Here is a 1,725-nt window from a genome sequence, read left to right as displayed (position 1 = left end):
GCGGTGCGCAAGGACGGCACGGTTCCGTACCTGCGCCCGGACGGCAAGACGCAGGTCACCATCGAGTACGCGGGCGACCAGCCCGTGCGCCTCGACACCGTCGTCATCTCCACCCAGCACGCCGACGGCATCGACCTGGAGAACCTGCTCGGCGTCGACCTGCGCGAGCACGTCGTGGCTCCCGAGCTCGCCGAGCTGAACATCGACACCGCGAACGTGCGGTTGCTGACGAACCCGACCGGTCGCTTCGTCATCGGTGGCCCGATGGGTGACGCGGGCCTGACCGGCCGCAAGATCATCGTCGACACCTACGGCGGCATGGCCCGCCACGGCGGCGGCGCGTTCTCCGGCAAGGACCCGTCCAAAGTGGACCGCTCCGCCGCCTACGCGATGCGCTGGGTCGCGAAGAACACCGTTGCCGCCGGACTGGCGTCGCGCGTCGAGGTCCAGGTCGCGTACGCGATCGGCAAGGCGGCCCCCGTGGGCCTGTTCGTCGAGACCTTCGGCACCGAGACCGTCGACCCGACCAAGATCCAGCAGGCCATCGCGGAGGTGTTCGACCTGCGTCCGGCCGCGATCATCCGCGACCTCGGCCTGCTCCGCCCGATCTACGCCCCGACCGCCGCGTACGGCCACTTCGGCCGCACCGACGTCGACCTGCCCTGGGAGTCGACGGACCGCGCCGAGGCGCTGCGCGACCTCGTGAACGGAGGCTGACGATGCGGCTGGCCGTCACCGGTTCGATCGCCACCGACCACCTCATGGTGTTCCCCGGCCGCTTCACCGACCAGCTCCTCGCCGACCGGCTCGACTCCGTGTCGCTGTCGTTCCTGGTGGACACGCTGGACGTGCGGCGGGGAGGCGTCGCGGCCAACATCTGCTTCGGCCTCGGCCTGCTCGGCTCCCGGCCGGCCCTCGTCGGCGCGGTCGGCCAGGACTTCGCCGAGTACCGGGCGTGGCTGGAGGACCACGGCGTCGACACCGCGTCGGTGCTGGTCTCGCGAACCCGCCACACCGCAAGGTTCCTGTGCACCACCGACGACGCCCAGAACCAGATCGCGTCCTTCTACACCGGCGCGATGGCGGAGGCCCGCCACATCGGCCTCGCGCCCGTCGCGGACCGGCTCGGGGGACTGGACCTCGTGCTGGTCTCGCCCAACGACCCCGAGGCGATGCTCCGGCACACCGCGGAGTGCGTGCGTGCCGGCCACCCGTTCGCGGCCGATCCCTCGCAGCAGCTCACCAGGATGGACGGCGACCAGATCCGGTCGTTGCTGACCGGCGCGACGTGGTTGTTCACCAACGACTACGAGCACGACCTGTTGCTGTCCAAGACCGGCTGGTCCGAGGCGGAGGTGCTCGACCGGGTCGGGGCGTGGATCACGACCGCGGGCGAGAAGGGCGTCAGGCTGGAGATGGCCGGCCTGCCGTCCGTGCACGTTCCCGCCGTCGCGGCCCGGCAGGTCGTGGACCCGACCGGTGTCGGCGACGGGTTCCGCGCCGGATTCCTCGCGGGCCTCGACCGGGGACTGCCGGCCGAGCGTTCGATGCAGCTCGGCTGCACGCTCGCGACCTTCGTCCTGGAGTCGCAGGGCTCGCAGGAGTACTCGGTGGATCCCGCGCGGTTCGCCGACCGGTTCGCCGACGCCTACGGCCCGGTGGCCGCGGCGGAGGCCAGTCTGTTCCGAACTGTCCACACCGGACAGTTCGCTCTCTGAAGCGCCT

2 protein-coding genes are annotated in these 1,725 nt (G+C 71.3%); both read left to right on the top strand.

Annotated features, from left to right (window positions below; genetic code table 11):
* Positions 1-717, top strand: a 717-nt coding sequence (gene metK, locus SK854_RS48105) for a methionine adenosyltransferase (protein WP_319981891.1), incomplete at its 5' end; no start/stop codon positions are given.
* A gap of 2 nt (positions 718-719) precedes the next feature.
* Positions 720-1,718 (top strand): carbohydrate kinase family protein, encoded by a 999-nt coding sequence (locus SK854_RS48100; RefSeq protein ID WP_319981890.1) that lies wholly within the window; start codon positions 720-722, stop codon positions 1,716-1,718.
* Positions 1,719-1,725 lie beyond the last annotated feature (7 nt).

The sequence above is a fragment of the Lentzea sokolovensis genome (genome assembly GCF_033949975.1).
Lineage (GTDB): Bacteria > Actinomycetota > Actinomycetes > Mycobacteriales > Pseudonocardiaceae > Lentzea > Lentzea sokolovensis.
The sequence above is the reverse complement of the archived record's forward strand: the minus strand, read 5'-3'. Positions and strand labels throughout refer to the sequence as shown.